The sequence below is a fragment of the Streptomyces sp. NPDC046881 genome (assembly GCF_040645015.1).
GTDB lineage: Bacteria > Actinomycetota > Actinomycetes > Streptomycetales > Streptomycetaceae > Streptomyces.
This window is the reverse complement of the sequence record NZ_JBEYXJ010000002.1, coordinates 95,214-121,136: the sequence shown is the minus strand read 5'-3', so window position 1 is coordinate 121,136 and position 25,923 is coordinate 95,214. Positions and strand designations below refer to the sequence as shown.

The window sequence follows — 25,923 nt, the reverse complement described above, 5'->3', positions numbered from 1 at the left end:
GCACAAGTCTGGCCCCGGGCCGCCGGTCTGTCGAGAACACCGTACGCCCCGCTCCCCGCGGCGCCAGATGACCCGGGGACAATGTGCGGGACGAGAGAGGGACGGTACGCCGGTGCAGTGGACCTTGGTCATCCCCCTGAAGCCCCTGACGCGGGCCAAGAGCAGGCTCGCGGACACCGCCGACGACGGGGTGCGCCCGGCGCTGGCGCTGGCGTTCGCGCAGGACACGGTGGCCGCGGCGGTGGCCTGCCCGGCGGTGTCGGATGTGGCGGTCGTCACGGACGACGAGCTGGCCGGCCGGGAACTGGCGGCGCTGGGCGCGCGGATCGTCCCGGACACCCCCGGCAGCGGCCTGAACGCCGCCCTGGCGCACGGGGCGGCCGTCGTACGGGAAATCCGCCCCGGCACTCCGGTCGCGGCCCTGAACGCCGATCTGCCGGCCCTGCGTCCGGCGGAACTGTCCCGGGTGCTGACCGCCGCCGCGGAATTCCCCCGGGCTTTTCTCGCGGATGCGGCCGAAGTGGGCACGACTTTACTGGCGGCGGCCGGCGACCGCGCATTGCGTCCGCTGTTCGGTGTGGATTCGCGCATGCGGCACCGGGCGTCGGGCGCGGCGGAACTCACGCTGGCCGGGGTCGATTCGGTTCGGCAGGACGTGGACACCGGGCAGGACCTGCGGGCGGCGCTGGCCCTGGGGGTGGGGCCCTACACGGCGGCGGTCTCGGCGGCCTTGGCGGTGGGCGCCCGGCCGGCCCCGGGGGGCCCGCGTCCGGCGGCGGCGTGCGGCCCCGGCGGCCGGCGGCCGAAGCCACTACGCTGACGGCCATGCAAGCCACCGCGTTCACCTACGACCCGGAGACCCGCAGCGGGCAGGTGCTCCTCGACGACGGCACCCCGGTGCCGTTCGACCGCGCCGCGTTCGACGCCGGGGACCTGCGGCTGCTGCGCCCCGGGCAGCGCGTGCGGATCGAGACGGAGGGCGGGGGCGAGACCCTCCGGATCACCCTCGTCACCCTTCAGACCCTCTGACCGCCCTTACACACACCGCGGGCCGGGCTCCCCTGGGGAGTCCGGCCCGGCGCGTGAATGCCCTGGCGGTCCTACGACGTCGCCTTGCGGGCGGTGGTCTTCTTGGCGGTGGTCTTGCGGGCCGTCGACTTCTTCGCCGGGGCCTTCTTGGCGGTCACCTTCTTCGCCGGGGCCTTCTTCGCCGTGGTCTTCTTCGCGGCGGTCTTCGTCGCGGCGGTCTTGGCGGTCGCCGTGGTGGTCTTCTTGGCGGCGGGCGCCTTCTTCGCCGTGGTCTTCTTGGCGGCGGCCGTGGTCTTCTTCGCGGGCGTCGCCTTCTTCGCCGCCGTGGCCTTCTTGGCCGCACCGGCCGTCTTCTTCGCGGCGGCCTTCTTGCCGGCGGCCTTGGCGATGGTGGGCGGCGGGCCGGACAGGCTGCCCTTGGGCGCCTTCTTCACGGAGACCTCGCCACCGCGCGGCAGCTTCTTCGAGCCGCTCACCAGGTCCTTGAAGCCCTGACCGGCGCGGAACCGCGGCACCGAGGTCTTCTTGACCCGAACCCGCTCGCCCGTCTGGGGGTTGCGGGCGTAGCGGGCGGGGCGGTCCACCTTCTCGAAGGACCCGAAGCCGGTGACCGAGACCCGCTCGCCCGCGACGACCGCGCGGACGATGGCGTCCAGGACATGATCGACAGCGTCGGCGGCCTGCTGGCGGCCACCCACCTTGTCGGCAATCGCTTCTACGAGCTGCGCCTTGTTCACGTCTTCCCCTTCGGAGACTTCGCCAGAACGAAAGTGTTCAAGCTTTTTCGCACGTTAGGCAGATATATACCGCAAATCAAACACGAAACGGGCTTATCACCCTTGTGCCGCAACGGACTCGGCCGTCCCGGACGGTTCAGCGGTCCTCTTCGGGGATCCGACCCGCGTCGAGGTCCGCCGTGAACCGATCGAGCCGCCTTGCCGCGTCGGCGAGATCGTGCTTGGCCGCGGCCGTAATGACCAGCAGCTTCCGGGTCAGCGCCATCCGTACGCCCTCCGGGACTTGCAGTGCGCGCACTCTTGCGTGCGCTTCCTTGAGCTGGTTCGCGACCGCCGTATAGAGCTGGAGTTGGCCGTCGTGTTCCATGCACAGATTGTGCCATCTGGGGCGAGTTGTCGCCTGCGCAGGGGGCAACTGCCGCCTCAAATGGCCTTCCAGGCACTTGCGGTGGACGCGAACACAGCACTCACTTACCCAAACAACAGCCCTCCTAACGCGGGCAGTTGGGCTGAGCTGGGCGGAGTCGCAGGGCCGTTCGGGTGCAGACATGGCTGTACCCCCAATCGTGGCGATCGGGGGTACAGAGGGGATGTTGAGGTGGCCGAAATACGACCCGGTCAGGGGATCCGGATCAGACCTGGAGCGTCCGCGGCTTGTAGGCGGGACGCTTCGCCTCGTAGGCGGCGATGTCGGCCTCGTTCTGGAGCGTGATGGAGATGTCGTCCAGGCCGTTCAGCAGCCGCCAGCGGGAGTTCTCGTCCAGCTCGAAGGAGGCGGTGATGCCCTCGGCGCGGACCTCACGCGCCTCAAGGTCCACAGTGACCTCAGTAGTGGGGTCCTGCTCGGTCAGCTCCCACAGCGCGTCCACGATCTTCTGGTCCAGCACGACCGTGAGCAGGCCGTTCTTCAGCGAGTTGCCGCGGAAGATGTCGGCGAAGCGGGAGGAGATCACGGCCTTGAAGCCGTAGTTCTGCAGCGCCCAGACGGCGTGCTCGCGGGAGGAGCCGGTGCCGAAGTCGGGGCCGGCGACCAGGACGGTCGCGCCCTGCCGCTCGGGGCGGTTGAGGACGAACTCCGGGTCCTTGCGCCAGGCCTCGAACAGCCCGTCCTCGAAGCCGTCCCGGGTGACCTTCTTGAGCCAGTGAGCAGGGATGATCTGGTCGGTGTCGACGTTGCTACGGCGCAGCGGGACGGCCCGGCCGGTGTGGGTGGTGAAGGCTTCCATGGTTCTCAGACTCCAGCGGGCGCGGGGACGTCGGTCAGGTCGGCCGGGGAGGCCAGGTGGCCCAGGACGGCGGTGGCCGCCGCGACCTGCGGCGACACCAGGTGCGTGCGACCGCCCTTGCCCTGCCGGCCCTCGAAGTTGCGGTTGGAGGTGGAGGCGGAGCGCTCGCCCGGGGCCAGCTGGTCCGGGTTCATGCCGAGGCACATCGAGCAGCCCGCGTGCCGCCATTCGGCGCCGGCCTCCTTGAAGACCACGTCCAGGCCCTCGGAGACGGCCTGCAGCCCCACGCGCGCGGAGCCCGGGACGACCAGCATCCGTACGCCGTCGGCGACTTTGCGGCCCCGCAGCAGATCCGCGGCGGCGCGCAGGTCCTCGATGCGGCCGTTGGTGCAGGAGCCTACGAAGACGGTGTCCACCTTGATGGAGCGCAGCGGCTGCCCGGCCTCCAACCCCATGTACTCCAGGGCCTTTTCGGCGGCGAGGCGCTCCGAAGCGTCTTCGTACGAAGCCGGGTCGGGGACGTCCGCCGAAAGCGGCGCGCCCTGGCCGGGGTTGGTGCCCCAGGTGACGAACGGCGACAGCGCGGCGGCGTCGATGACGACCTCGGCGTCGAAGACGGCGTCCTCGTCGGTCCGCAGCGTATTCCAGTACGCGACCGCGGCGTCCCAGTCGGCGCCCTCGGGGGCGTGCGGACGGCCCTTGAGGTACGCGAAGGTGGTCTCGTCGGGGGCGATCATGCCCGCGCGGGCGCCGGCCTCGATCGACATGTTGCAGATGGTCATCCGGGCCTCCATCGAGAGCTTCTCGATGGCGGAGCCGCGGTACTCCAGGATGTAGCCCTGGCCGCCGCCGGTACCGATGCGGGCGATGATCGCCAGGATCAGGTCCTTGGCGGTGACGCCCTCGGGCAGCTCGCCGTCGACCGTGATCGCCATGGTCTTCGGGCGGGCCAGCGGCAGCGTCTGGGTGGCCAGCACGTGCTCGACCTGCGAGGTGCCGATGCCGAACGCCAGCGCGCCGAAGGCGCCGTGCGTGGAGGTGTGCGAGTCGCCGCAGACGACGGTGGTGCCGGGCTGGGTCAGACCCAGCTGCGGGCCGACGACGTGCACGACGCCCTGCTCGACGTCGCCCAGCGGGTGCAGCCGCACGCCGAACTCGGCGCAGTTCTTGCGCAGGGTCTCCAGCTGGGCCCGGGAGACCGGGTCGGCGATGGGCTTGTCGATGTCGAGGGTGGGGGTGTTGTGGTCCTCGGTGGCGATGGTGAGGTCGAGGCGACGCACCGTCCGGCCGCTCTTGCGCAGACCGTCGAAGGCCTGGGGGCTGGTCACCTCGTGCAGCAGGTGCAGATCGATGTAGAGGAGGTCGGGCTCGCCCTCGGCGCGCCGGACGACGTGGTCGTCCCAGACCTTCTCCGCGAGTGTCCTACCCATCGCTTTCCCTCCGGCCGGCAAGCGTCCACCGACCCAACTAGAGATCTTGAGGAGCGGTGGCTGCCCTTCTTGGGGGCCCCTGAACGTCGTGATTCCGGGCGTCCACCGCCAGGCCCGTTGGTCCCCGGGCCGCTGTGTGATTCCAGGGTGGCGCGTTCCACGGAAAATTGAACTTGCGTTTCACAGAGTGAGACGTGAGTATCGTTGCATGGACAACAGTAGCGGCGTCGGCGTTCTGGACAAGGCGGCCCTCGTCCTGAGCGCTCTGGAGTCCGGTCCGGCCACCCTCGCGGGTCTGGTCGGCGCCACCGGACTGGCACGACCCACGGCCCACCGCCTGGCCGTGGCCCTGGAACACCACCGCATGGTGGCACGCGACATGCAGGGCCGTTTCATCCTCGGCCCGCGCCTCGCGGAGCTCGCGGCGGCGGCGGGCGAGGACCGCCTGCTCGCGACGGCGGGCCCCGTGCTCACCCACCTCCGTGATGTCACCGGCGAGAGCGCGCAGCTCTACCGTCGCCAGGGTGACATGCGGATCTGTGTGGCCGCGGCGGAACGCCTGTCCGGCCTGCGGGACACCGTCCCGGTCGGCTCCACGCTCACGATGAAGGCCGGCTCCTCGGCGCAGATCCTGATGGCCTGGGAGGAGCCCGAGCGCCTGCACCGGGGCCTGCAGGGCGCCCGCTTCACGGCGACGGCCCTGTCGGGCGTACGGCGGCGCGGCTGGGCCCAGTCGATCGGCGAGCGCGAGCCGGGCGTCGCGTCCGTCTCGGCGCCCGTACGCGGCCCCTCCAACCGCGTGGTGGCCGCCGTGTCCGTCTCGGGCCCCATCGAGCGCCTGACCCGCCACCCGGGCCGCATGCACGCCCAGGCGGTCATCGACGCGGCAGCCCGCCTCTCGGAGGCCCTGCGCCGCTCGGGCTGAGCCGGCACCGGAAGACCCCGCCCGGGGAAGGACCCGCCTCAACGCCGCGGCAGGTCCTTCCCGGGGGCGGGGCGGCCGGCCCGGGGCCCGGGCCGTGTCGACGTGCGGCTCCGCCGCGCGGGCGCGAGGACCGCGCACGGGCCCGCACCGGCCCGGCGGCGGACACCCCACGGCGGTCAGGCGCCCGCACCCTCCCCCGACCGGTAGGCGAACCGGTCCTTGGCGTACCGCCCGCGCGCCGCGAGCGGCACCTGCCCGTGCGCGGCGGCCAGCCCGAACGCCGGCATGTCCCCGTAGATGGCCTCGTACGACCCCTCCGGCACGACGTACGACTCGTGCCATATCCCGACCTCCCCGCGCAGCTTCCCGGCCCGCTCCTTGCGGTTGAGCCTGGCCCAGACCTCGTGGTGGAAGGCGTCCGGCGCGGTCGCGTAGGCGTACAGCTTCTCCTTGGACTCCCAGTACTGCACGACGTAGTACGTGCGCGGCGACGCCGTGAGCAGCACCTTGGCGCGCAGCCCGCGCGCGGGGTCCTTCTCCAGCTCCCGCAGCATGCGCAGCATCGCGAGCATCACCGGCAGCCACAGGTGGACGGCCCGGAAGCGGTTGATGCGCATGCCGATCAGCAGGACGACGACGTCACCCTTCGCGTCGGCGGTGGTACGGGACACCATGACTTCCCCCTCGTCGGTGAGCGGCACTATCCAACGGCCGATGCTTGGATAGTGGCGATATCCAAGGAGGAGCGCAAGACATGCGGCTTGCCGAGCTGAGCGAACGCAGCGGTGTGGCCACCGCGACGATCAAGTACTACCTGCGCGAAGGCCTGTTGCCGCCGGGCCGCCAGCTCAACAGGACGACGGCGGAGTACGGCGAGGAGCACCTGCGCCGGCTGCGGCTGGTGCGCGCGATGATCCAGGTCGGCGGGCTGCCGGTGGCCACGGTCCGGGAGGTGCTGCGCAACGTCGACGACGAGTCCCTGGGCCGCACGATCCGGCTCGGCGCGGCCCTGTGGGCGCTGCCGCAGGTGCCGGAACCGGACGAGGACGACGAGTACGTCCGGGCCGCGCGCCAGGAGGCCGACGAGCTGCTGGACCGGCTGGGCTGGTCGAACGCTCGGCTGCTGACGACGATCTCCCCCGCGTACCGGTCCCTGGTGGTGGCGGTGGCCGCGTTCCGCCGGCTCGGCTACGACTGGGGCAGCGAACTGCTCGTCTCCTATGCCGAGTTGATGCACCGGACGGCGAAGCTCGATCTGGACTTCGTGGAGACCCGTCCGTCGGAGGCGGAGAAGGTGGAGACGGCGGTGCTCGGCGCGGTGCTGACCGAGCCGATCCTGCAGGCCCTGCGCCGGCTGGCCCAGGAGGAGGAGTCGGCCCGGCGGTACGGCTTCGAGTAGCGCCCGGCACGACGAAGGCCCCCCACCGAAGTGGAGGGCCTTCCCTGTGCGTACCCCCGACCGGATTCGAACCGGCGCTACCGCCTTGAGAGGGCGGCGTGCTAGGCCGCTACACAACGGGGGCGTGGACTCTGCGTTTCCGCAGGTCCGAGCTGGTCTACCTGGACTCGAACCAAGACTAACTGAACCAGAATCAGTCGTGCTGCCAATTACACCATAGACCAATGATGGTTTAGACCAGTCAGTACCCCCGACCGGATTCGAACCGGCGCTACCGCCTTGAGAGGGCGGCGTGCTAGGCCGCTACACAACGGGGGCCCTAGCGATCCCGACAAGATCGAGATCAGTACCCCCGACCGGATTCGAACCGGCGCTACTGCCTTGAGAGGGCAGCGTGCTAGGCCGCTACACAACGGGGGCTTTGCAGATAAGCTCTGCGAGCTGGCCTACCTGGACTCGAACCAAGACTAACTGAACCAGAATCAGTCGTGCTGCCAATTACACCATAGGCCACTGGAACTCAATCCCCCTGCGGGGTTCTCGTTCTAGTCTGCTCCTCGGGGCTCCGGCCTTCCGGCCCGCTCCCCTCGGCGCAGGAAGAACATTACCCGAAGGTGGACGGGGCTCCAAAACGGGTATCCGCGCGGACGAGCGCCGGGAGTTCGGCGAGGGTGGAGATCCGACGGCAGACAACCTCCCCGACGGCCTGTACGACGCCCGTCCCGCGGTCGATCCACACGGACAGCAGTCCGGCCTCGGCGGCGCCCCGCCCGTCGATCTCGGGGTGGTCGCCGACGTACGCCACCTCGTGCGGCGGCAGCCCCAGCGCCTCGCAGGAGGCCAGGAAGGCACCCGGCTCCGGCTTGGAGACGCCCAGCTCGGCGGCGCACAGCACGGACTCGAAGCGGTCGAGCAGACCGAGGGTGCGCAGCTTGTGCTCCTGGACGGTGATGCTGGAGTTGGACAGCACCGCGTGCCGGTGGCTGACGGCGAGCGCCTCCAGGGCGGGCAGGACGTCCGGGAAGACGCTCCAGGCGGCCTCGTAGTGCCCGACGTACCGCTGGAACCAGGCGTCGGCCTCGGCGTCGGTCAGGTCCGTGCCGAGGAACACACGCACGCGGTCGCGCCGCTGCTCCTGGAAGGTGCACTCCCCCGCCGCGTACCGCGCCCACTGCCGCTCGGTGATCTCCCGCCAGCGCACCAGGGCCTGCTCGGGACTGTCGTACCCGACGAGGAGGCCCTCGGCCGCCAGGTGCGCCCGCATGCCCTCACGGTCCGCGGTCGTGTAGTCGAACAGGGTGTCGTCCACGTCCCAGACCACGGCTCTGATCGTCATGGGTCCGACGGTACCGCCGGACCGGCCGGGACGGGGCCGGACTACACGGGGTCCGGGGCCACGAAGAAGTCCGTCACGAAGCAGGTGATCTCACCCGAGGCCGAGCGGCCGGTCCAGGTGGGGTAGAAGCCGTCGCCCCAGCCCGAGGTGAACACGGCCAGGGTGTGGCCGCCAGCGGTGGACGTGACCAGGTGCGGCCCCGGCGACCAGTCGCTGTGCTCGAACGCGTCCCACAGCGGCCCTTCCTCCTCCTCGGTCTCCGGGAACGCCTCCTCGGCCGAGGCGTCGTAGAAGCAGCCGGTGCCGGCGTCGACCCCGTACCCGAAGAACTCGTCGTCCCCGAGCTCGGCGGGGTCCTGGCCGGGGCACAGGGCGAGTTCCCAGGTGACGGCCGGCTCGTCGCGGATGACGAGGCGGGCCGCGGCCACCCGCCGGTGGGGGCGGTCGGACGGGGGCTCGCCGGGCCGGGTGAGGGTCGCGACGGCCGCGTCGACGCGGTAGCGGCCGGGCGCCACGGTGGCCGTGAAGGGCTCTATGTCGCCGCTGCCGAGGTAGACGAACGGGTCGCAGGCGACGACCCGGCCGGTGGGCAGGTCCAGCTCGCCGCCGTCGGCCAGGTGGATCACACCCCGGGTCCCGGTCTCGAAGCCGAACGTGCTGCCCGGGGTGAACAGCCAGGTGTAGTCCCGCGGACTCATCGGCATGGCGGCGCCCTTCTCGATCTCGCTCACTGTGTGAGCCGAAACACTAGTGCGGGCCACCGACATGCCCGAGGGGCGGCAGCCGGTACGGCCACCGCCCCTCGGGAACGCGCGCGTCTACGCCGTCAGCCTGGCCAGCGCCGCGTCGACGCGGGCCAGCGTCTTCTCCTTGCCCAGGACCTCCAGGGACTCGAAGAGCGGCAGGCCGACCGTGCGGCCCGTGACGGCCACGCGGACCGGGGCCTGGGCCTTGCCGAGCTTGAGGCCGTGGGCCTCGCCGGCGGCCAGGACGGCCTCCTTGAGGGACTCGGCGGAGGACCAGTCGGCCGACTCCAGCTTCTCGCGGGCCGTGCGGAGCAGGGCGTCGGAGCCCTCCTTCATCGCCTTGGTCCACGAGGCCTCGTCGAAGACCGGCTCCGGCAGGAAGAGGAAGTCGACGTTGTCGGTGATCTCCGACAGGACCTTCAGGCGGGTCTGGGCGTGCGGGGCGATCGCCTGCCACTTCGCCTCGTCGAAGTCCTCCGGCGCCCAGGGGGCGAACGGGGCCTTCAGCCAGGGGCGGCAGCGCTCGGTGAACTCCTTCACATCCAGCATGCGGATGTGGTCGGCGTTGATCGCCTCGCACTTCTTCAGGTCGAAGCGCGCCGGGTTGGGGTTCACGTCGGAGATGTCGAAGGCCGCGACCATCTCCTCGATCGAGAAGATGTCCTGGTCCGCCGAGAGCGACCAGCCCAGCAGGGACAGGTAGTTCAGCAGGCCCTCGGGCAGGAAGCCCCGCTCGCGGTAGAGGTTGAGGGAGGACTGCGGGTCGCGCTTGGACAGCTTCTTGTTGCCCTCGCCCATCACGTACGGCAGGTGCCCGAACTGCGGGGTCCGCTGCGCGATGCCCAGCTCGGTCAGCGCCTTGTACAGCGCGATCTGGCGCGGGGTGGAGGAGAGCAGGTCCTCGCCGCGCAGCACGTGGGTGATGTCCATCAGCGCGTCGTCGACGGGGTTCACCAGCGTGTACAGCGGGGCGCCGTTCGCGCGGACGATGCCGTAGTCGGGCACGTTCTCCGGCGTGAAGGTCAGCTCGCCGCGGACCAGGTCGGTGAAGGTGATCGTCTCGTCGGGCATCCGGAAGCGGACGATCGGGGTGCGGCCCTGGGCCTGGTACTCCTCGACCTGCTCGGCGCTCAGGTCGCGGCAGTGGCCGTCGTAGCCGGACGGCCTGCCGGCGGCGCGGGCGGCCTCGCGGCGGGTGTCCAGCTCCTCCTGGGAGCAGTAGCAGTGGTAGGCGTGGCCGGCGTCCAGCAGCTTGCGGGCGACGTCCGCGTAGATGTCCATGCGCTGCGACTGGCGGTACGGCGCGTGCGGGCCGCCGACCTCGGGGCCCTCGTCCCAGTCGAAACCGAGCCAGCGCATCGCGTCGAGCAGCTGGTTGTACGACTCCTCCGAGTCGCGGGCCGCGTCGGTGTCCTCGATGCGGAAGACCAGGGTGCCCTGGTGGTGCCGGGCGTACGCCCAGTTGAACAGGGCGGTGCGGACCAGGCCCACGTGGGGGTTACCGGTGGGCGAGGGGCAGAAACGGACGCGTACGGGGGAGCCGGGTGCGCTAGCCACGCTTGACAACCTTGTTGGTGAGAGTGCCGATGCCTTCGATGGTGACGGCGACCTCGTCGCCGACGTGCAGGGGGCCGACCCCCGCGGGGGTGCCGGTGAGGATGACGTCGCCGGGCAGCAGCGTCATGGCCTCGGAGATGTTGACGATCAAGTCCTCGATGGGGTGGATCATCTCGCTCGTGCGTCCCAGCTGGCGCTGTTCGCCGTTGACGGTGAGCTGCACGGTGAGGTCGTTCGCGCGGGCGAGGTCGATGTCCGTCTCCACCCAGGGGCCGAGCGGGCAGGAGGTGTCGAAGCCCTTGGCCCGGGCCCACTGCTTCTCGCGCTTCTGCACGTCGCGGGCGGTGACGTCGTTGGCGCAGGTGTAGCCGAAGATCACGTCCTTGACGCGCTCGCGCGGGACCTCGCGGCACATGCGGCCGATGACGACGGCCAGCTCGGCCTCGTGGTGCAGTTCCTCGGTGAAGGAGGGGTACTGGATGTCGTCGCCGGGGCCGATCACCGAGGTGGACGGCTTGAAGAAGGCGAAGGGGGCGTCCGGAACCTCGTTGCCCAGCTCGCGCGCGTGCTCGGCGTAGTTGCGGCCGAAGGCCACGACCTTGTTGGGGAGCACCGGCGGGAGCAGCCTGACCTTGCCGAGCGGCACCTTCGTACCGGACAGCTCGTAGTCCGCGAACGGGATGCCCTTGATGATGTCGAGGACGAGTTCGTCCTGCTTGTCGCCCTCGACCGCGCCGAAGGCTACGTTCCCGTCGATGGAGAACCTGGCGATGCGCACGGGATCCTGCGCCCCTCACTGAGAACCGGCGTACTGACGCCTCAGGTTAACGGAGCTATGCGAAGTTGTTCGCTTCTGGGGGCATCGGCGCAGGTCGGAGGCGGGTCACCGGAGCCTGTGGGCCGCCGCGCGGAAAAGGCCGGGAAAAACGCGAACGCGGCCGGAGGGAGTCACCCGACCCCTCGGCCGCGCTTCGGTGGAACCGGCGGCGCCGTTCCGGGCCGGGCCCGGTGTTCCGGCGGTTACTCGCCGGCCGGGGCGCCCGCGCCGACCGGGACGTCCATGAGGACGGTGCGGCGGGGGTTGGCCGTCTGGGCGGGGAGGTCGACGGAGTGCTCCGGCAGCTCGGGCGTGTGCAGCTCGCCGGCGTCCGTCAGGTGCGCCAGGGTCGTGCGTCGCGGGTTGGCTATGTTGCGGAACATCATCGTCGTCTTCACCGTTGTCGTCCTGTGCCCTCTGGTCGAGTGGGTTGGCAGAGTCGTCCGTCTTGTAAAGCGCCAGGCTAAACATCGGATTCCCCGACGAAGACGCCAACTCCCCCCGATGTTCATGTGAGTTTGCTCACGACCTCACGGACAATTCGGTCAATTCCGACTGGCAACCCGTCCCGGTGAAACGGACATTGACCCCCTGAAGCCATCATTCCGCTCCTGATCATGGCGACTGGGACACCGGGCATCGAGCCGCCACTCAGCGGGGTATGCCCGTTGTGCCCCGAAAACGGTTCCACAAGCGGTAACCCGTCCCTCACAGTCGGTCACGTAGGTCACAGCTCGGTTCACTGGCCTTGTTGGAGATCCTGCACTGTGCTGGAATTCCACGGACCGCCGCAGGATCGAGCCGGCGCACAGGGGGCGCACACAGCGCCGAGTGGCGGCGAGATAGGGGGGAACCAGCGCCGGTCACTCAAGACCACTCGGGGGGCGTATTCAGGGCGCTCTCCACAACGCCGACACCGTGTCCCTCCGTTCGCGCGGGGGATGCCTGGTCCAGAGGTTGCGACGCTAGTGCAGGGACGTTTCAAGAGGGATGGCAGCGCTTCGGCGGAGCCGGAGCCGCACGGCGGGACTGGCCCCAAGGCCGTCAGCTCCTCGCCCCAGCACGCCCAGAACCCGGGCCAGGCCCAGGCCGGAGACGGCGGTGAGCGCGGACGCCCGGGCGGCTCCGCCGCGTCGGCCTCCACGACCGCGACGCCCTCGGCCGGCCCCACGCCGTCGGCGAAGCCCGGGCAGGGCCCGACCAGCACGGGTTCGCGGCTGGCGCTGCGCAACTGGCGCATCTCCACGCGCCTGGTGTCGCTGCTCGCGCTGCCCGTGGTCGCGGCGACCTCGCTGGGCGCGCTGCGCATCAACGAGAACATGAACGACATCCAGCAGCTCGACAACATGAAGCTGCTGACGGAGATGACCAAGCAGGCCACCGAGCTGGCCATGGCGCTCCAGGAGGAGCGCGACCAGTCCGCCGGCCCGCTGGCCCACGGCGGTCTGAAGAAGAACGACTACCAGATCAAGGCCTACCAGCAGAAGACGGACCGGGCCCGCGAGAACTTCCTCGACTCCTCCGAGGAGATCGACGCCGCGAGCAAGGACGGCAACCTGCAGGGCGTGCGCGACGCGCTCGTCGGTCTGGCCAACCAGCTCGACGACCTGGCCAAGATCCGCCAGAAGGCCTACGGGTCCAAGGACAACGCCTCCCAGACGGTCGAGTCCTACCACCGGCTCATCAGCCAGCTGATCGGCCTCTCCCAGGACATGGCCGAGGCGTCCAGCAACCCGGAGATGATCTCCCGCACCCGTGCCCTGGCGGCCTTCTCCACCGCCAAGGAGTACGCGTCCGTGCAGCGCGCGATGATCGCCGCCGCGCTGCCCGCGACCACCGACACCAAGGGCGACCTCTCCGAGAACGACCGCCTCTACGGCCAGTCGGCGTACGAGAGCGAGAACTCCGAGCTGGCGATCTTCCGGAAGATCTACGCGGACCAGAACGCCGAGGAGCTGCTGAAGCCGATCGACGAGGGCAACCCGACGATCGAGACCGCCGACACCTACGCCAAGCGCTCCTTCGAGTCCCCCGACGGCCTGCAGCAGCTGCCGGCGCGGTCCTACAAGGACTGGGTGGACGACAGCTCGACCAAGATCGAGCAGATGAAGAAGATCGAGCACACGCTGCTGGAGGAGATGGAGCAGAAGGCGCGTGAGCTGAAGAGCGCCACCCAGCGTGACGCCATCATCTCCGGTGCGCTGATCCTGCTCGTCCTCGGTGTGTCGCTCGTCGGCGCGTTCGTCGTGGCCCGGTCCATGATCCGCTCGCTGCGCCGGCTCCAGGAGACCGCGACCAAGGTCGCCCAGGACCGCCTGCCCGAGCTGGTCAAGCAGCTCTCCGAGTCCGACCCGCAGGACGTCGACACCTCCGTGGAGTCGGTCGGTGTGCACTCCCGGGACGAGATCGGCCAGGTGGCCGCGGCCTTCGACGACGTGCACCGCGAGGCGGTCCGCCTCGCCGCCGAGCAGGCCCTGCTGCGGGGCAACGTCAACGCGATGTTCACCAACCTCTCGCGCCGCTCCCAGGGTCTGATCCAGCGCCAGCTGTCGCTGATCTCCGAGCTGGAGTCCCGCGAGGCCGACCCGGACCAGCTGTCCTCCCTGTTCAAGCTCGACCACCTCGCGACGCGTATGCGCCGTAACGGTGAGAACCTCCTCGTCCTCGCGGGTGAGGAGCCCGGCCGCCGCTGGACCCGCCCGGTCCCGCTGGTCGACGTGCTCCGCGCCGCCGCGTCCGAGGTGGAGCAGTACGAGCGCATCGAGCTGGCCGCCGTGCCCACCACCGAGGTGGCCGGCCGCGTGGTCAACGACCTCGTGCACCTGCTCGCCGAGCTGCTGGAGAACGCGACCTCCTTCTCCTCGCCGCAGACCAAGGTCAAGGTCACCGGTCACGCGCTGCCCGACGGCCGCGTGCTGATCGAGATCCACGACACCGGTATCGGCCTCTCCCCCGAGGACCTCGCGGCGATCAACGAGCGGCTCGCCTCGCCGCCCACCGTGGACGTCTCCGTCTCCCGCCGCATGGGCCTCTTCGTGGTCGGTCGTCTGTCGCAGCGCCACGGCATCCGCATCCAGCTGCGCCCGTCCGACTCCGGTGGCACGACCGCGCTGGTCATGCTGCCCGTGGACGTCGCCCAGGGCGGCCGGAAGCCCGCTCCGGGCAAGCCCGGCGCGCCCGGCTCCACCGGTGGTCCCGCCGCCGCGCAGGCCGCCGCCGGTGCGGCAGCGGCCCGGCGGCAGAACGGCAACCCCGGCGGCGCCCCGACCGGCGGCCTGCTCGGTTCCGGTCCCGGCCCGCGTGGCCAGGTCGGCTCCGCCCAGGGTCCCCGGGCCGCGCTGCCCGGCACGGGCCAGGGCGGCCGCCCCGGTGCGCCGGGCGGAGCACGCGGTCCGCAGGGCGGCCCCGGCGGCCCCCAGCAGAACCGTCCCGCGCCGGCCGGCTTCGGCGGTCAGGCGCCGGGCGCCCCGCAGGGCCTGCAGGCCGCGGGCCCGGGCGGGCCGCAGCAGGACGCCTTCGGCGGCCGTGGCCGCAAGCGGTCCGGCGCTCCCGCGGACCAGGGCCGCCAGCCCCAGCTGCCGCCGCGCGGCGGCCCGCGGGCGGAGCTGCCCGGTGGTGCCCCGCAGTCCCGCACCCCGGACTGGAGCGAGGCCCCGCTGTCGCGTGCCTCGATGGACGCCCCGCGCGGCCACGACGAGCAGGACCCGACGCAGACCGCGCGCATGCCGCGGGTGGACGACCGGCAGGGTCCGGGCTCGACCTCGGAGATACCCCGGATCGACGCCCAGGGCCCGGCCGCGACGGGCGAGTTCCCGCGCGCCGAGCTGAACGGCGGCGGCTCGCACACCGGCCAGTTCGCCCGCCCGGACAACGCCCAGCAGACGGGCCAGTTCGCGCGCCCCGACAACCTGCAGCAGACCGGGCAGTTCCCGCGTCCCGAGCAGGGCGGGCAGCCGGGCTCCTTCGACGGCCCCGGCAGCCAGCAGGGCGGCGACTCCTACCTCCGCTCCGACGTGTTCGGCACGCCGGCGCCGGGACGGCCGGACAACAACCCGCAGAACACGGGCCAGTTCCCGGCCCCGCAGGCCCCGCAGGCGTACGACGGCGGTTACGACGGCGGTTCCACCGGGCAGCACGCCCTCCCGGGCCACCAGAACCCCGGCCACACCGGCCAGTTCGAGCGCCCGCAGCCGGCCGGCCGCGGCGACTTCGGCGCCCCGCGCCTGCCCGCGCCGCAGCAGCGTCCGGTCCGCCAGGAGCCGGAGGCGCTGCCGCCGGCCAGCGGCCCGGGTGACGGCCGTACCCCGCTGTACGACACGCTGGAGACCAACTGGTTCCACGGCGGTCAGCAGGAGACCTCCCCCGCACCGCGGCAGGAGAACGCTCCCGCACCGCGGCCGCAGCAGCAGGCACCCGCGCCTGCTCCCCAGCGGTCCGCATCCAACACCGGCTCCTGGCGCACCTCGCCGAACGACGAACTCGTCCGGCAGGCAGAACGCGTCCGGCAGCCCGCGGCCGGCGGGGTCACCACCTCCGGCCTGCCGCGCCGGGTGCCCCGGGCGAACCTCGTCCCGGGCACCGCTCAGCAGCAACAGCACCAAACCGGTCCGCAGGTCTCGCGTGCGCCTGACGACGTACGCGGACGGCTGACCAATCTTCGTCGGGGCATCGCTCAGGGCCGTCAGGCCGGCAGCGGCCAGACCGGCAGCTTCCCGAGCCCCACTCACCAGCAGGAGCGTTAGTTGAGTCCGATGAGCCAGGCGGCACAGAACCTGAACTGGTTGATCACCAACTTCGTGGACAACACCCCCGGGGTGTCGCACACGGTGGTGGTCTCCGCCGACGGCCTTCTGCTGGCGATGTCCGAAGGTTTCCCGCGGGACCGCGCCGACCAGCTGGCGGCCGTCGCGTCCGGGCTGACCTCGTTGACGGCCGGGGCGTCCCGGATCTTCGAGGGCGGCGCGGTGGCGCAGACGGTCGTCGAGATGGAGCGCGGCTTCCTCTTCCTGATGTCCATCTCGGACGGGTCGTCCCTCGCGGTACTGGCCCACCCCGATGCGGACATCGGTCTCGTCGGCTACGAGATGGCACTGCTCGTCGACCGCGCGGGTGCGGTACTCACCCCGGACCTGCGCGCCGAACTCCAGGGCAGTCTGCTTCACTGACCGCCCCCGGCACCACCCACCTCACGAAAACACCGTCCGGCCGCCACAATCCCCCCACCGGCCCCGTCAGACGGCTTGACTGACCGACTTGCTGTCCCGCCCGGAGGATTCATGACCCCGCCCACCGCCCATCATGATCCGTACGCGGAGCCGTACGGGGACGAGGGCGACCAGCCGCTGGTGAGGCCCTACGCCATGACCGGCGGCCGGACCAGGCCCCGCTACCAGCTCGCCATCGAGGCGCTGATCAGCACCACGGCCGACCCGGCAGCGCTCATGGGACTCCTTCCGGAGCACCAGCGCATCTGCCACCTGTGCCGCGAGGTCAAGTCGGTCGCGGAGGTCTCGGCGCTGCTGGCCATGCCCCTGGGTGTGGCCCGGATCCTGGTGGCCGACCTCGCCGAGGCCGGCCTGGTCGCCATCCACCAGCCGGGTGGCGACGAGAACAACGGCGGCGCTCCGGATGTGACGCTGCTCGAAAGGGTGCTCAGTGGACTTCGCAAGCTCTGACGCGGGCCGGGCCACCACCTCCGCGAAGATCGTGGTGGCGGGCGGCTTCGGCGTGGGCAAGACCACGTTCGTCGGCGCCGTCTCGGAGATCAACCCGCTGCGCACAGAGGCCGTCATGACGTCCGCTTCGGCCGGCATCGACGACCTCACCCACACCGGGGACAAGACCACCACCACGGTGGCCATGGACTTCGGCCGCATCACGCTCGACCAGGACCTGATCCTGTACCTGTTCGGTACGCCGGGCCAGGACCGCTTCTGGTTCATGTGGGACGACCTGGTCCGCGGCGCCATCGGTGCCGTCGTCCTGGTCGACACCCGCCGGCTCGCCGACTGCTTCCCCGCGGTCGACTACTTCGAGAACAGCGGCCTGCCCTTCGTCGTGGCCCTCAACGGCTTCGACGGACAGCAGCCCTACGCCCCGGAGGAAGTGCGCGAGGCGCTGCAGATCGGACCGGACACCCCGATCATCACGACCGACGCCCGACACCGTGCGGATGCAAAGAGTGCGCTGATCACGCTGGTGGAGCACGCCCTGATGGCGCGGCTGAAGTAGCACTCAAGTACGACGGGCCGTACGGCAGTTGCCGTAGGACAGCGGAGCCGACTGTGGCCTTTGACACGGTCGGCTCCGGCGTTCATAACAGTTCGGCAGAGGAATCCCCGGGTATCGCCACGCGACGCGGTCGCGTGGTGCCGCTGTGCGCACGAACGCCCCGCCTTTTGGCGGGGCTCGCTCTTTATGACCGTTTTATCTAGCGCTTACAACGGCTTGATCACGGGCTTTCCACTGTTTGGAAGTGCGCTGGTCCACGTGCTGGAATGCCTGAACTGCCCAATGGTCGAAGACGTACTGAGGACGTACCGCGTACGTACTCGTGGTCGATGGCGAACCGGGCTCTGAGAGACTGCGGCACGACGAAGGTGCCGACCGCCGAGAGGTTGTTGGTCGAGTGAGGCGAAGCAAGAACGGTCCCGAGCCGTCGGCACGGGGCAACTTCACCCCGCCGCCGCGCGCTGCGGCGCCCACCCCCGTTCCCGGAACGGAACCGGCGGCCACTCCCGCGTCCAGCGGCGGCCGTCTCTCCCCGCGCAACTGGCGGGTGCCGACCCGGCTGAACGCGATCCTGCTCATACCCGTGGGAGTCGGCCTGGTCATGGGCGGCTTCCAGGTGAAGAGCTCGATCGACACCTGGCAGCAGGCCCGCGACGCCGAGAACACCGCCCGTCTGGTCCGCGCCGCCCTGACCTATGCCGACGCGCTGGAGAGCGAGCGTGACGTCACCGCGGCGCCGCTGCTGCTGAACAAGAAGGACGCGGCCAGCAAGCAGACCGTCGACGACGCCCGCAAGGCCACCGACCAGGCCGCCAGCGGCTTCAACGAGGCGGCCAAGAGCATGCCGGGCGAGGCCGGCCTGAAGCGCCGGCTGACGCTGTTCCGCGAGGTCGAGCCCAAGCTGGCCCAGCTGCGGCAGGCCGCGTACACCTCCAAGATGACCGGCGTGCAGACCGAAGAGGGCTACGTCCAGGTCAGTCACCCGCTGATGGAGTTCGCCAACGAACTCGGTCTGGGCACCGGAAACATCACCTCCTACGGCCGTACCGTCTACGCCATCTCGCTGACCAAGGCGGCACTGTCCCTGGAGCGGTCGATCGGCACGCACCTGCTGGTCAAGCCCGGCCCGGACGCCCCGAACCTGGCGACCCAGCGGGTCTCCCTGTCCTCGTACGCCTACCTGGAGCGCATCGCCCGCGAGGAGTACCTCGGCGGTGGCACCGAGGCCGACGCGCAGAAGCTGGCCGACCTCGAGAACAAGGTCAAGTCGGACACCGCGGCCATGGCGCAGAAGTCCAAGGGCACGAGCGCGTCGGCCGATCCGACGAAGATGGTGGGCGCGCTCGCCACCATGAAGGACACCAGCACGCTCACCCGTGACCAGCTGGCCGCCGGGGGCGTCACCGCCGACAACTGGTGGGCGGTCAACACGCTGAAGTACAAGGCGTACCGCCAGATCGAGTCGGACATGGCCGACAAGGCGGTGAACGAGGCCTCGGACATCGCCGACGACGCCAAGACCTCGGCGTTCATCACCGGTGCCATCGTCGTGGTGGCCCTGCTGCTGGCCTTCATCCTGGCCGGTGCGGTCGCCCGCCAGATGAGCCGCTCGATGCGCCAGCTGCGCAACGCCGCCTTCGGCATCGCCGAGCAGCGGCTGCCGATGCTGGTCGACCAGCTCTCCCGCACCGACCCCGGCCGGGTCGACACCCGGGTCGCGCCGATCCCGATCACCACCAAGGACGAGATCGGCGAGGTCGCCCGCGCCTTCGACCAGGTCCACCGCGAGGCGGTCCGGCTCGCCTCCGAGCAGGCGCTGCTGCGGGGCAACATCAACGCGATCTTCACCAACCTGTCGCGCCGCAACCAGTCGCTGATCGAGGGCCAGCTGACCCTGATCACCGACCTGGAGAACAACGAGGCCGACCCCGACCAGCTGGAGAACCTCTTCAAGCTGGACCACCTGGCCACCCGTATGCGCCGCAACGGCGAGAACCTGCTGGTCCTCGCCGGCGAGGAGCCCGGCCGCCGCTGGGACCAGCCGGTCCCGCTGGTCGACGTGCTGCGCGCCGCCTCCTCCGAGGTGGAGCAGTACGAGCGCATCGAGCTGTCCGGCGTCCCGGAGGCCGAGATCCACGGCCGCGCGGTCACCGACCTCGTGCACCTGCTGGCCGAGCTGCTGGAGAACGCCACCACGTTCTCCTCCCCGCAGACCAAGGTCCGCGTCACCGCGACCCGGCTGCCCGACGGCCGCATCATGATCGAGATCCACGACAAGGGCATCGGCCTGACCGCCGAGGACTTCGCGGACATCAACCACAAGCTGGCCAACCCGCCGACCGTGGACGCCGCGATCTCCCAGCGCATGGGCCTGTTCGTGGTCGGCCGGCTGTCCGACCGGCACGGCATCCGGGTCCAGCTGCGCCCCTCGGGCGAGCAGGCCGGTACGACCTCCCTGGTCATGCTGCCGGACGCGATCACGCACGGCGGTGGCGGCGAAGCCCCGCTGGACCGCGACGAGTTCACCGTCTCGCAGATCATCCCGGAGCAGCAGTTCCAGGGTGAGAGCTTCGGCCAGCAGCAGCCGATGCGCACGGCCGCCGAACTGGGCTTCGACGACAGCCGGTACACGGAGGTCCCCGACGACATCCGGGACCTGGACCCCGTCGGCCGCTCGCTGATGCGCGAGGAGCGCCGCGCGGCCCTGGAGGCCCAGAGCCACGGCCAGCAGCCCGGCGAGCAGCAGCAGGCGTACGACGAGCAGCAGCGGCAGGCGTACGAGCCGCCGTCGTACCAGGAGCAGCAGCGGCAGACGTACGAGGAGCAGCCTCAGCAGGCGTACGAGGCGTCGTCGTACGAGGAGCAGCAGCAGCCGTCGTCGTACGAGCAGCAGTACGAGCAGTCGTACGACGAGCAGTACTACGCGCCGGGCGGCGAGCCCGCGCAGCACGACGGATACGCCCCCAACGGCGGCTACCCGGAGCCCTCGGCCCCGTATGCGGAGCCTGCCCAGGCGTCGTCGTACCAGGACGACTGGCCCCAGCAGGACAGCTACCAGAACGGCTATCCGGCCCAGTACGCTCCGGAAACGGAATCCTCGCAGGCCGCTGACGCGAGTGAGCGGAACGGCGTAGGCTTCGACCGTCCGGGAACGGCCTCCCCAGCCGCACACGCGCTGACCGACGCCGGGCTGCCCCGCCGCGGGTCCACCGCGAGCGGTTCCCACGGCGCCGGCTCCGCGAACGGTACGGCGCGTGCGCAGCAGGAAGCGCCGGCTCCCGCACCGGGCAACGCGCCGGATGCGAGCGGCGACAGCGGCTGGCGTTCGGCCAACGACGAGCGGTGGCAGCAGGCCTCGCAGCTCCGGAAGCCCAAGGCAGGCGGGGTCACCGCCTCCGGTCTGCCGCGGCGGGTGCCCAAGGCCAATCTGGTCGAGGGTTCCGCCGAAACCACCCCCCAGGGAGGCCCACAGGTCTCCCGCGCCCCGGAGGACGTCCGGGGCAGGCTGAGCAACCTGCGCCGGGGCGTCCAGCGCGGACGCAGCGCAGGCAGTGAAACGAACGGCCAGGGCTTCGGTCCTGACAGCACCTACAACCAGGAGCGTTAGTGTGAGCCCGATGAGCCAGGCGGCACAGAACCTGAACTGGTTGATCACCAACTTCGTGGACAACACCCCGGGGGTGTCCCACACGGTGGTGGTCTCCGCCGACGGACTCCTTCTGGCGATGTCCGAAGGCTTTCCCCGCGACCGCGCCGACCAGCTCGCGGCCGTCGCCTCCGGTCTGACGTCTCTGACGGCAGGCGCCTCCCGGATCTTCGAGGGAGGCAGCGTGAATCAGACGGTTGTGGAGATGGAGCGGGGATTCCTCTTCATCATGTCCATCTCCGACGGTTCCTCGCTGGCGGTTCTGGCCCACCCGGAGGCGGACATCGGTCTCATCGGGTACGAGATGGCCCTTCTGGTGGACCGCGCGGGCACGGTCCTCACCCCGGATCTCCGCGCGGAGCTCCAGGGAAGCCTTCTCAACTAATTATCGGACGGTGCGTATTCGCGTCCCGGGGCCGTAAGGTTTCGGGACGCGGCTCCACACGGATGGGTGCCCGGCGCAGTCGGAGGAGGAGAAAGTGGCAACACCCCCAGGCGGTTCGTCTTCGGGCAACTGGTCGTACGGCCCTGCCCAGGGCCAGGGCCGGGGCGACGGTTCGGCGAACCCGTACAACTTCCCCTCCGCACCCAGCCACCGGCAGCCGTACGCTCCGCAGGGACCCGGCCCGTCGCCGTACGACCAGCCCCCGGCCCCGCGGATCCAGCCGGTCCAGCCGCAGCGCCGCCCCGAGCCGGCCCCGGCCACGGCGTCCAACAACCCCTTGGTGCGGCCGTACGCCATGACCGGCGGCCGGACCAGGCCCCGCTACCAGCTCGCCATCGAGGCGCTGGTGCACACCACCGCCGCTCCGCACCAGATGCAGGGCCAGCTGCCCGAGCATCAGCGGATCTGCAACCTGTGCCGGGAGATCAAGTCGGTGGCCGAGATCTCGGCCCTGCTGACGATTCCCCTCGGCGTGGCCAGGATTCTCGTCGCCGACTTGGCGGAGGCGGGCCTGGTCGCCATCCATCAGCCCGGCGGCGACGAGAACGCCGGCGGCCAGCCAGACGTGACACTGCTCGAAAGGGTGCTCAGTGGACTTCGCAAGCTCTAGCGGCGGTCCTTCCCGCTCCACCACCTCCGCGAAGATCGTGGTGGCGGGCGGCTTCGGCGTGGGCAAGACCACGTTCGTCGGCGCCGTCTCGGAGATCAACCCGCTGCGCACAGAGGCCGTCATGACGTCCGCTTCGGCCGGCATCGACGACCTCACCCACACCGGAGACAAGACGACCACCACGGTCGCCATGGACTTCGGCCGCATCACCCTGGACCAGGACCTGATCCTGTACCTGTTCGGTACGCCGGGCCAGGACCGCTTCTGGTTCATGTGGGACGACCTGGTCCGCGGCGCCATCGGCGCGATCGTCCTGGTCGACACCCGCCGGCTCGCCGACTGCTTCCCCGCGGTCGACTACTTCGAGAACAGCGGCCTGCCCTTCGTCATCGCCCTCAACGGCTTCGACGGACAGCAGCCCTACGCCCCGGAGGAAGTGCGCGAGGCGCTGCAGATCGGACCGGACACCCCGATCATCACGACCGACGCCCGCCACCGCGCGGACGCCAAGAGCGCACTGATCACGCTCGTGGAGCACGCCCTGATGGCGCGGCTGCGCTAGCCGGTCCCCGCGTCACGAGGGGCCCTTTCCTGCGGAGAGGGCCCCTTTGTCGTACCCCGGTGCCACACTGGACGACGCACGGGAGGGGGTGGCGATGGTTGCCGAGGCGGCTGCGTTACGGCTGGGGTCGACCGTGGCGAAGGCGGCGGCCCAGATGTGGCTCGGGGGCAGGCGGCGGGAGCAGGAACGCCGCATGGACATGGCCGAGCTGATCCGGCTGCGGGTGTCGGGGCTCCGCTTCCAGCGGGGCGTGCAACGGCAGTTCGAGGAGATGGCGGACGCGGTCTACGACCGGCTGGCGCCGTTCCTGGAGCGGGAGTTCCCCGGTCTGGAGGAGAGCAGCCGGCAGGCCGTGGTCGACGGCGTGTGCGACACGTTCGCGGCGGCGGACCTGTCGGACGAGGCGGTGCTGGCGGCCGATGTGAACCCGGCGGAGGTCGTACGGCGGGTGACCGCCTCGGTCCGGCCGCCGGTGGGTCTGGGCGAGGCGGAGAGCAGGCTGTACGAGCGGCTGTTCGTGGAGTGCGTCGAGTACTACGTGCGGATCGTGCGGGGGTTGCCGGTCTTCGAGGAACGCGCGCTGACCGAACTGCTGGGCCGTACGACGTCCCTGGGCACCGAGATTGCCCGGGTGCTGGAACGGCTGCCGGACCGCTCCCTGTTCGCACCGGAGGGAACGGACCGGGACGGGGACTTCCGGCGCCGCTACCTGGAGCTCGTCAGTACGACCCTGGACGAGGTGGAGCTGTTCCGGCGCACGTCCGACCGGGCGGGCGCGCAGGTACGGCTGTCGGTGGCGTACGTCAGCCTGCGCGCCACGGGTGACGACGGCAGCCGGCGCCGGCCGGCCCGCTCCCTGCCGATGCTGCGGCCCGACATGAGCGACTGGGAGGAGCCCGGAGGCGAGAGCGCCGGGATGCGGGTGGAGGCGGCCCTGGGCGGAGCCACCCGGGTGCTGCTGCGCGGCGAGGCGGGTTCGGGCAAGACGACCCTGCTGCGCTGGCTGGCGGTGACGGCGGCGCGCGGCGCGTTCACCGGCGAGCTGGCGGACTGGAACGGCCTGACACCGGTCTTCGTGAAGCTGCGCGAGTACAGCGGCCGGGAGCTGCCGAGGCCGGAGGCGATGCTGGACTCGGTGGCCGGCCAGATCACCGGTGTGATGCCGAAGGCGTGGGTGGAGCGACAACTCGCCGACGGCAAGGCCCTGCTGCTGGTCGACGGTGTGGACGAGCTGCTGGACGGTGAACGGCGGGGCGTACGGGAGTGGCTGCGCAGGCTGCTGGCCGCCTACGGCGACGTCCGGGTCGTCGTCACCTCGCGTCCGGCGGCGGCGCGTGCCGACTGGCTGCGCCGCGAGGAGTTCACGGCGCTCCACCTGGACCGCATGGCACCGCCCGACCTGGTCGCCTTCGTACGGCAGTGGCACCAGGCGGTACGGGAACTGGACGACGACCTGCCCTGCACGGTGGAGGAACTCCCGCGCTACGAGCAGTCGTTGCTGACGAGCCTCAAGGACCGCCCGCACCTGCAGTCCCTCGCGGGTACGCCGTTGCTGGCGGCCATGCTGTGCGCGATGCACCTCAACCGGGGCAGCCGGCTGCCGCGGGACCGGATGGAGCTGTACCGCAACGCCCTGCACACGCTGGTCCACGAGCGGGACGCGGACCGGAACGTGCCGAGCGCGATGGACGGCCGGCTGAGCCTCAACGACAAGCTGGTGCTGCTCCGGGACCTGGCGTGGCGGCTGTCCGACAACAACCGCAGCGAGATCGGGCTGGAGCAGGCTGCCGTGCACGTCGGCAAGCGGCTCGCGGGCATGCGGCACGTGGAGCAGCAGGACGGCGTGCGGGTCCTGGAGCAGCTGCGCGACCGCGCCGGCATCCTGCGCTCCCCCGCCGAGGGCCGGCTGGACTTCGTCCACCGCACCTTCCAGGAGTACCTGGCCGCCGAGGAGGCGACGGAGGAGGACCGCATCGGCAACCTGGTCGAGCGGGCCCACCTGGACCTGTGGCGCGAGACCATCGTCATGGCCGCGGGCCACGCGAACCGGCCCCAGCGGGAGGAACTGCTGGGCGGCATCCTGGACCGGGCCCGGGAGGAACCCCGGTACGGCAGGAAGCTGCGGCTGCTGGCGGCGGCCTGCCAGGAGACGGTGCCGGAGGTCTCCGACGGGCTGGCAGGGCGCATGGAGGAGGCGGTGTCCGCCCTCCTGCCACCGCGCCGGCAGACGGATCCGCCCGCGCTGGCGGCGGTCGGCACGAGCCTGCTGCGCAGGCTGCCGCGGTCACTGGCCGAGCTGTCGTCGAAGGCGGCGGTGCAGACGGTACGGACGGTGGCGCTGATCGGCGGGGAGCAGGCCCTGGGGTTGTTGGAGGGGTACGCGGAGGACGGCCGTCGGGACGTGGTGGCCGCGCTCGTCGACGCGTGGGCGTATTTCGACGCGGACGCTTACGCCGATCGGGTGATGGCTGGGCTTCCGTTGGCCCGGCATGCGGTGGTTCTGACGCACTCGGCCCAGTTACGCGGTGCGATGCGGCTGAGGTCGCTGACCACGCTGCGGATCATGTTCGAGTTGCAGGACCTGTCCGGCCTGATCGGTCTCCCCCCGCTCCAGGAGCTGGCCTGCAACATGCGCGGTACGGCCGACCTCTCCCTGCTGGAAGCCCACCCCCGGCTTGAGAACCTCCAGCTGTTCGGGCAGGCCGTGCTCCGGCGTCCGGAAGCCCTGACGGCTCTGCCGGAACTACGCCTTCTACAGTTGCCGGTCGTCGATCCGGACGGGATCGAGGGTCTCCCGGTCCCGCCCGAGCTGTACTGGCTGGCCCTTTCGCGAGTCACCGCGGAGACCAGGCTGGACTTCATAGCCCCCTTCGGGGACGTCGAATACCTGCACGTGCTCGGTGATCCTGGCAGCTCTCTGCCCGCCCTAACCCCCCTGTCCGCGCTCACCGGTCTCCGCGGCCTGGGGCTCTACTACTTCTACGTCGAGGATCTCCGCCGGCAACTGGGACCGGTCCGCTCCAAGCTCACCGATCTCACGCTGCGCGAGTGCTTTCTGGAGGACGCGGGCGGCGGCCTGCGCGCTTTCAGCCGACTGAGACGACTGGAGCTGGAGCACTGCCGGACTCCCGACGGCCCCGTCACCCCACCCGAACTCACCGGCGTCGCCGTCACCGTCGTCTGAACACACCACGGCCCCGCCACCCACAAGGGGCGGCGGGGCCGGG

Annotated in this window: 23 protein-coding genes and 5 tRNA genes; 13 read left to right on the top strand and 15 right to left on the bottom strand. The window is 70.8% G+C overall.

Going from position 1 to position 25,923, the window contains the following annotated elements:
* The first annotated feature begins 112 nt into the window (after window positions 1-112).
* Together cofC and ABZ923_RS02030 are read left to right on the top strand one after the other, a co-directional pair.
* A complete protein-coding gene (gene cofC, locus ABZ923_RS02035; RefSeq protein WP_361465514.1) occupies window positions 113-820 on the top strand; it encodes a 2-phospho-L-lactate guanylyltransferase in 708 nt (235 codons plus the stop codon).
* Window positions 821-825: 5 nt separating this feature from the next.
* Window positions 826-1,029, top strand: a complete 204-nt coding sequence (locus ABZ923_RS02030) for a hypothetical protein (RefSeq protein ID WP_361465512.1) — start codon at window positions 826-828, stop codon at window positions 1,027-1,029.
* Window positions 1,030-1,100: 71 nt separating this feature from the next.
* On the opposite strand, the gene ABZ923_RS02025 is transcribed toward ABZ923_RS02030, so the two are convergent.
* The 4 genes from ABZ923_RS02025 to leuC form a co-directional block, all read right to left on the bottom strand.
* Complete coding sequence (locus ABZ923_RS02025) at window positions 1,101-1,766, bottom strand: HU family DNA-binding protein (RefSeq protein ID WP_361465509.1); 666 nt, start codon at window positions 1,764-1,766, stop codon at window positions 1,101-1,103.
* Between the two features lie 136 nt (window positions 1,767-1,902).
* The gene (locus ABZ923_RS02020; protein ID WP_030649187.1) at window positions 1,903-2,133 is read right to left on the bottom strand and encodes a hypothetical protein; all 231 of its coding nucleotides are present in this window, start codon (window positions 2,131-2,133) and stop codon (window positions 1,903-1,905) included.
* A 265-nt stretch (window positions 2,134-2,398) separates the two neighbouring features.
* Window positions 2,399-2,992, bottom strand: coding sequence for a 3-isopropylmalate dehydratase small subunit (gene leuD, locus ABZ923_RS02015; RefSeq protein ID WP_361465506.1), 594 nt, complete (start codon window positions 2,990-2,992; stop codon window positions 2,399-2,401).
* 5 nt (window positions 2,993-2,997) lie between these two features.
* Window positions 2,998-4,422, bottom strand: coding sequence for a 3-isopropylmalate dehydratase large subunit (leuC, locus tag ABZ923_RS02010; RefSeq protein ID WP_361465503.1), 1,425 nt, complete (start codon window positions 4,420-4,422; stop codon window positions 2,998-3,000).
* A 208-nt stretch (window positions 4,423-4,630) separates the two neighbouring features.
* Between leuC and ndgR the strand changes: the two genes are divergently transcribed.
* Entirely contained in the window at window positions 4,631-5,347 is a 717-nt protein-coding gene (gene ndgR, locus ABZ923_RS02005) for an IclR family transcriptional regulator NdgR (RefSeq protein ID WP_009320373.1), read from the top strand.
* A 176-nt stretch (window positions 5,348-5,523) separates the two neighbouring features.
* Here ndgR and ABZ923_RS02000 read toward each other — a convergent pair whose 3' ends face one another.
* Window positions 5,524-6,021, bottom strand: coding sequence for a DUF4188 domain-containing protein (locus ABZ923_RS02000; RefSeq protein ID WP_361465500.1), 498 nt, complete (start codon window positions 6,019-6,021; stop codon window positions 5,524-5,526).
* A gap of 80 nt (window positions 6,022-6,101) precedes the next feature.
* Between ABZ923_RS02000 and ABZ923_RS01995 the strand changes: the two genes are divergently transcribed.
* Entirely contained in the window at window positions 6,102-6,746 is a 645-nt protein-coding gene (locus tag ABZ923_RS01995; RefSeq protein ID WP_361465497.1) for a MerR family transcriptional regulator, read from the top strand.
* 51 nt (window positions 6,747-6,797) lie between these two features.
* Here the strand turns inward: ABZ923_RS01995 and ABZ923_RS01990 are convergent.
* The 10 genes from ABZ923_RS01990 to ABZ923_RS01945 form a co-directional block, all read right to left on the bottom strand.
* Window positions 6,798-6,870 (bottom strand) — tRNA-Glu (locus ABZ923_RS01990).
* 28 nt (window positions 6,871-6,898) lie between these two features.
* A tRNA-Gln gene (locus ABZ923_RS01985) sits at window positions 6,899-6,970 on the bottom strand.
* Window positions 6,971-6,991: 21 nt separating this feature from the next.
* Window positions 6,992-7,064, bottom strand: a tRNA-Glu gene (locus ABZ923_RS01980).
* 29 nt (window positions 7,065-7,093) lie between these two features.
* A tRNA-Glu gene (locus ABZ923_RS01975) sits at window positions 7,094-7,166 on the bottom strand.
* 21 nt (window positions 7,167-7,187) lie between these two features.
* Window positions 7,188-7,259, bottom strand: a tRNA-Gln gene (locus ABZ923_RS01970).
* A 91-nt stretch (window positions 7,260-7,350) separates the two neighbouring features.
* Complete coding sequence (locus ABZ923_RS01965; RefSeq protein ID WP_361465495.1) at window positions 7,351-8,082, bottom strand: HAD family hydrolase; 732 nt, start codon at window positions 8,080-8,082, stop codon at window positions 7,351-7,353.
* Window positions 8,083-8,123: 41 nt separating this feature from the next.
* Window positions 8,124-8,786, bottom strand: a complete 663-nt coding sequence (locus tag ABZ923_RS01960; protein ID WP_361465787.1) for a DUF4241 domain-containing protein — start codon at window positions 8,784-8,786, stop codon at window positions 8,124-8,126.
* Window positions 8,787-8,900: 114 nt separating this feature from the next.
* Window positions 8,901-10,385 (bottom strand): glutamate--tRNA ligase, encoded by a 1,485-nt coding sequence (gene gltX / locus ABZ923_RS01955; protein ID WP_361465494.1) that lies wholly within the window; start codon window positions 10,383-10,385, stop codon window positions 8,901-8,903.
* Window positions 10,378-11,163 (bottom strand): fumarylacetoacetate hydrolase family protein, encoded by a 786-nt coding sequence (locus ABZ923_RS01950; protein WP_361465491.1) that lies wholly within the window; start codon window positions 11,161-11,163, stop codon window positions 10,378-10,380. The genes gltX and ABZ923_RS01950 overlap by 8 nt, the downstream gene beginning before the upstream one ends.
* A 242-nt stretch (window positions 11,164-11,405) precedes the next feature.
* A complete protein-coding gene (locus tag ABZ923_RS01945; RefSeq protein ID WP_361465488.1) occupies window positions 11,406-11,600 on the bottom strand; it encodes a hypothetical protein in 195 nt (64 codons plus the stop codon).
* A gap of 570 nt (window positions 11,601-12,170) precedes the next feature.
* Between ABZ923_RS01945 and ABZ923_RS01940 the strand changes: the two genes are divergently transcribed.
* The 9 genes from ABZ923_RS01940 to ABZ923_RS01900 all read left to right on the top strand — a co-directional run bounded on the left by ABZ923_RS01940 (window position 12,171) and on the right by ABZ923_RS01900 (window position 25,880).
* The gene (locus ABZ923_RS01940; RefSeq protein WP_361465486.1) at window positions 12,171-15,944 is read left to right on the top strand and encodes a nitrate- and nitrite sensing domain-containing protein; all 3,774 of its coding nucleotides are present in this window, start codon (window positions 12,171-12,173) and stop codon (window positions 15,942-15,944) included.
* The gene (locus tag ABZ923_RS01935) at window positions 15,945-16,367 is read left to right on the top strand and encodes a roadblock/LC7 domain-containing protein (protein WP_361465484.1); all 423 of its coding nucleotides are present in this window, start codon (window positions 15,945-15,947) and stop codon (window positions 16,365-16,367) included.
* A 111-nt stretch (window positions 16,368-16,478) separates the two neighbouring features.
* Entirely contained in the window at window positions 16,479-16,877 is a 399-nt protein-coding gene (locus tag ABZ923_RS01930) for a DUF742 domain-containing protein (protein ID WP_009190816.1), read from the top strand.
* Complete coding sequence (locus tag ABZ923_RS01925) at window positions 16,858-17,433, top strand: ATP/GTP-binding protein (RefSeq protein WP_184970470.1); 576 nt, start codon at window positions 16,858-16,860, stop codon at window positions 17,431-17,433. The genes ABZ923_RS01930 and ABZ923_RS01925 overlap by 20 nt, the downstream gene beginning before the upstream one ends.
* Window positions 17,434-17,830: 397 nt before the next feature.
* Entirely contained in the window at window positions 17,831-21,040 is a 3,210-nt protein-coding gene (locus tag ABZ923_RS01920) for a nitrate- and nitrite sensing domain-containing protein (RefSeq protein ID WP_361465482.1), read from the top strand.
* A gap of 10 nt (window positions 21,041-21,050) precedes the next feature.
* Window positions 21,051-21,464 (top strand): roadblock/LC7 domain-containing protein, encoded by a 414-nt coding sequence (locus ABZ923_RS01915; protein ID WP_004983065.1) that lies wholly within the window; start codon window positions 21,051-21,053, stop codon window positions 21,462-21,464.
* Between the two features lie 94 nt (window positions 21,465-21,558).
* A complete protein-coding gene (locus ABZ923_RS01910; RefSeq protein WP_361465480.1) occupies window positions 21,559-22,134 on the top strand; it encodes a DUF742 domain-containing protein in 576 nt (191 codons plus the stop codon).
* Entirely contained in the window at window positions 22,115-22,696 is a 582-nt protein-coding gene (locus ABZ923_RS01905; protein WP_358636250.1) for an ATP/GTP-binding protein, read from the top strand. The genes ABZ923_RS01910 and ABZ923_RS01905 overlap by 20 nt, the downstream gene beginning before the upstream one ends.
* Before the next feature lie 94 nt (window positions 22,697-22,790).
* Entirely contained in the window at window positions 22,791-25,880 is a 3,090-nt protein-coding gene (locus ABZ923_RS01900; RefSeq protein WP_361465477.1) for an NACHT domain-containing protein, read from the top strand.
* Window positions 25,881-25,923 lie beyond the last annotated feature (43 nt).

Bases quoted from the DNA above. Each gene is read 5' to 3' on its own strand.
- ABZ923_RS01965 (WP_361465495.1), bottom strand. From the start codon at position 8,082: ATGACGATCAGAGCCGTGGTCTGGGACGTGGACGACACCCTGTTCGAC.
- ABZ923_RS01930 (WP_009190816.1), top strand. From the start codon at position 16,479: ATGACCCCGCCCACCGCCCATCATGATCCGTACGCGGAGCCGTACGGG.
- ABZ923_RS01915 (WP_004983065.1), top strand. From the start codon at position 21,051: ATGAGCCAGGCGGCACAGAACCTGAACTGGTTGATCACCAACTTCGTG.
- ABZ923_RS01995 (WP_361465497.1), top strand. From the start codon at position 6,102: ATGCGGCTTGCCGAGCTGAGCGAACGCAGCGGTGTGGCCACCGCGACG.
- ABZ923_RS01960 (WP_361465787.1), bottom strand. From the start codon at position 8,786: ATGCCGATGAGTCCGCGGGACTACACCTGGCTGTTCACCCCGGGCAGC.
- leuC (WP_361465503.1), bottom strand. From the start codon at position 4,422: ATGGGTAGGACACTCGCGGAGAAGGTCTGGGACGACCACGTCGTCCGG.
- ndgR (WP_009320373.1), top strand. From the start codon at position 4,631: ATGGACAACAGTAGCGGCGTCGGCGTTCTGGACAAGGCGGCCCTCGTC.
- ABZ923_RS02000 (WP_361465500.1), bottom strand. From the start codon at position 6,021: ATGGTGTCCCGTACCACCGCCGACGCGAAGGGTGACGTCGTCGTCCTG.
- leuD (WP_361465506.1), bottom strand. From the start codon at position 2,992: ATGGAAGCCTTCACCACCCACACCGGCCGGGCCGTCCCGCTGCGCCGT.
- ABZ923_RS02030 (WP_361465512.1), top strand. From the start codon at position 826: ATGCAAGCCACCGCGTTCACCTACGACCCGGAGACCCGCAGCGGGCAG.
- ABZ923_RS01900 (WP_361465477.1), top strand. From the start codon at position 22,791: ATGGTTGCCGAGGCGGCTGCGTTACGGCTGGGGTCGACCGTGGCGAAG.
- ABZ923_RS02020 (WP_030649187.1), bottom strand. From the start codon at position 2,133: ATGGAACACGACGGCCAACTCCAGCTCTATACGGCGGTCGCGAACCAG.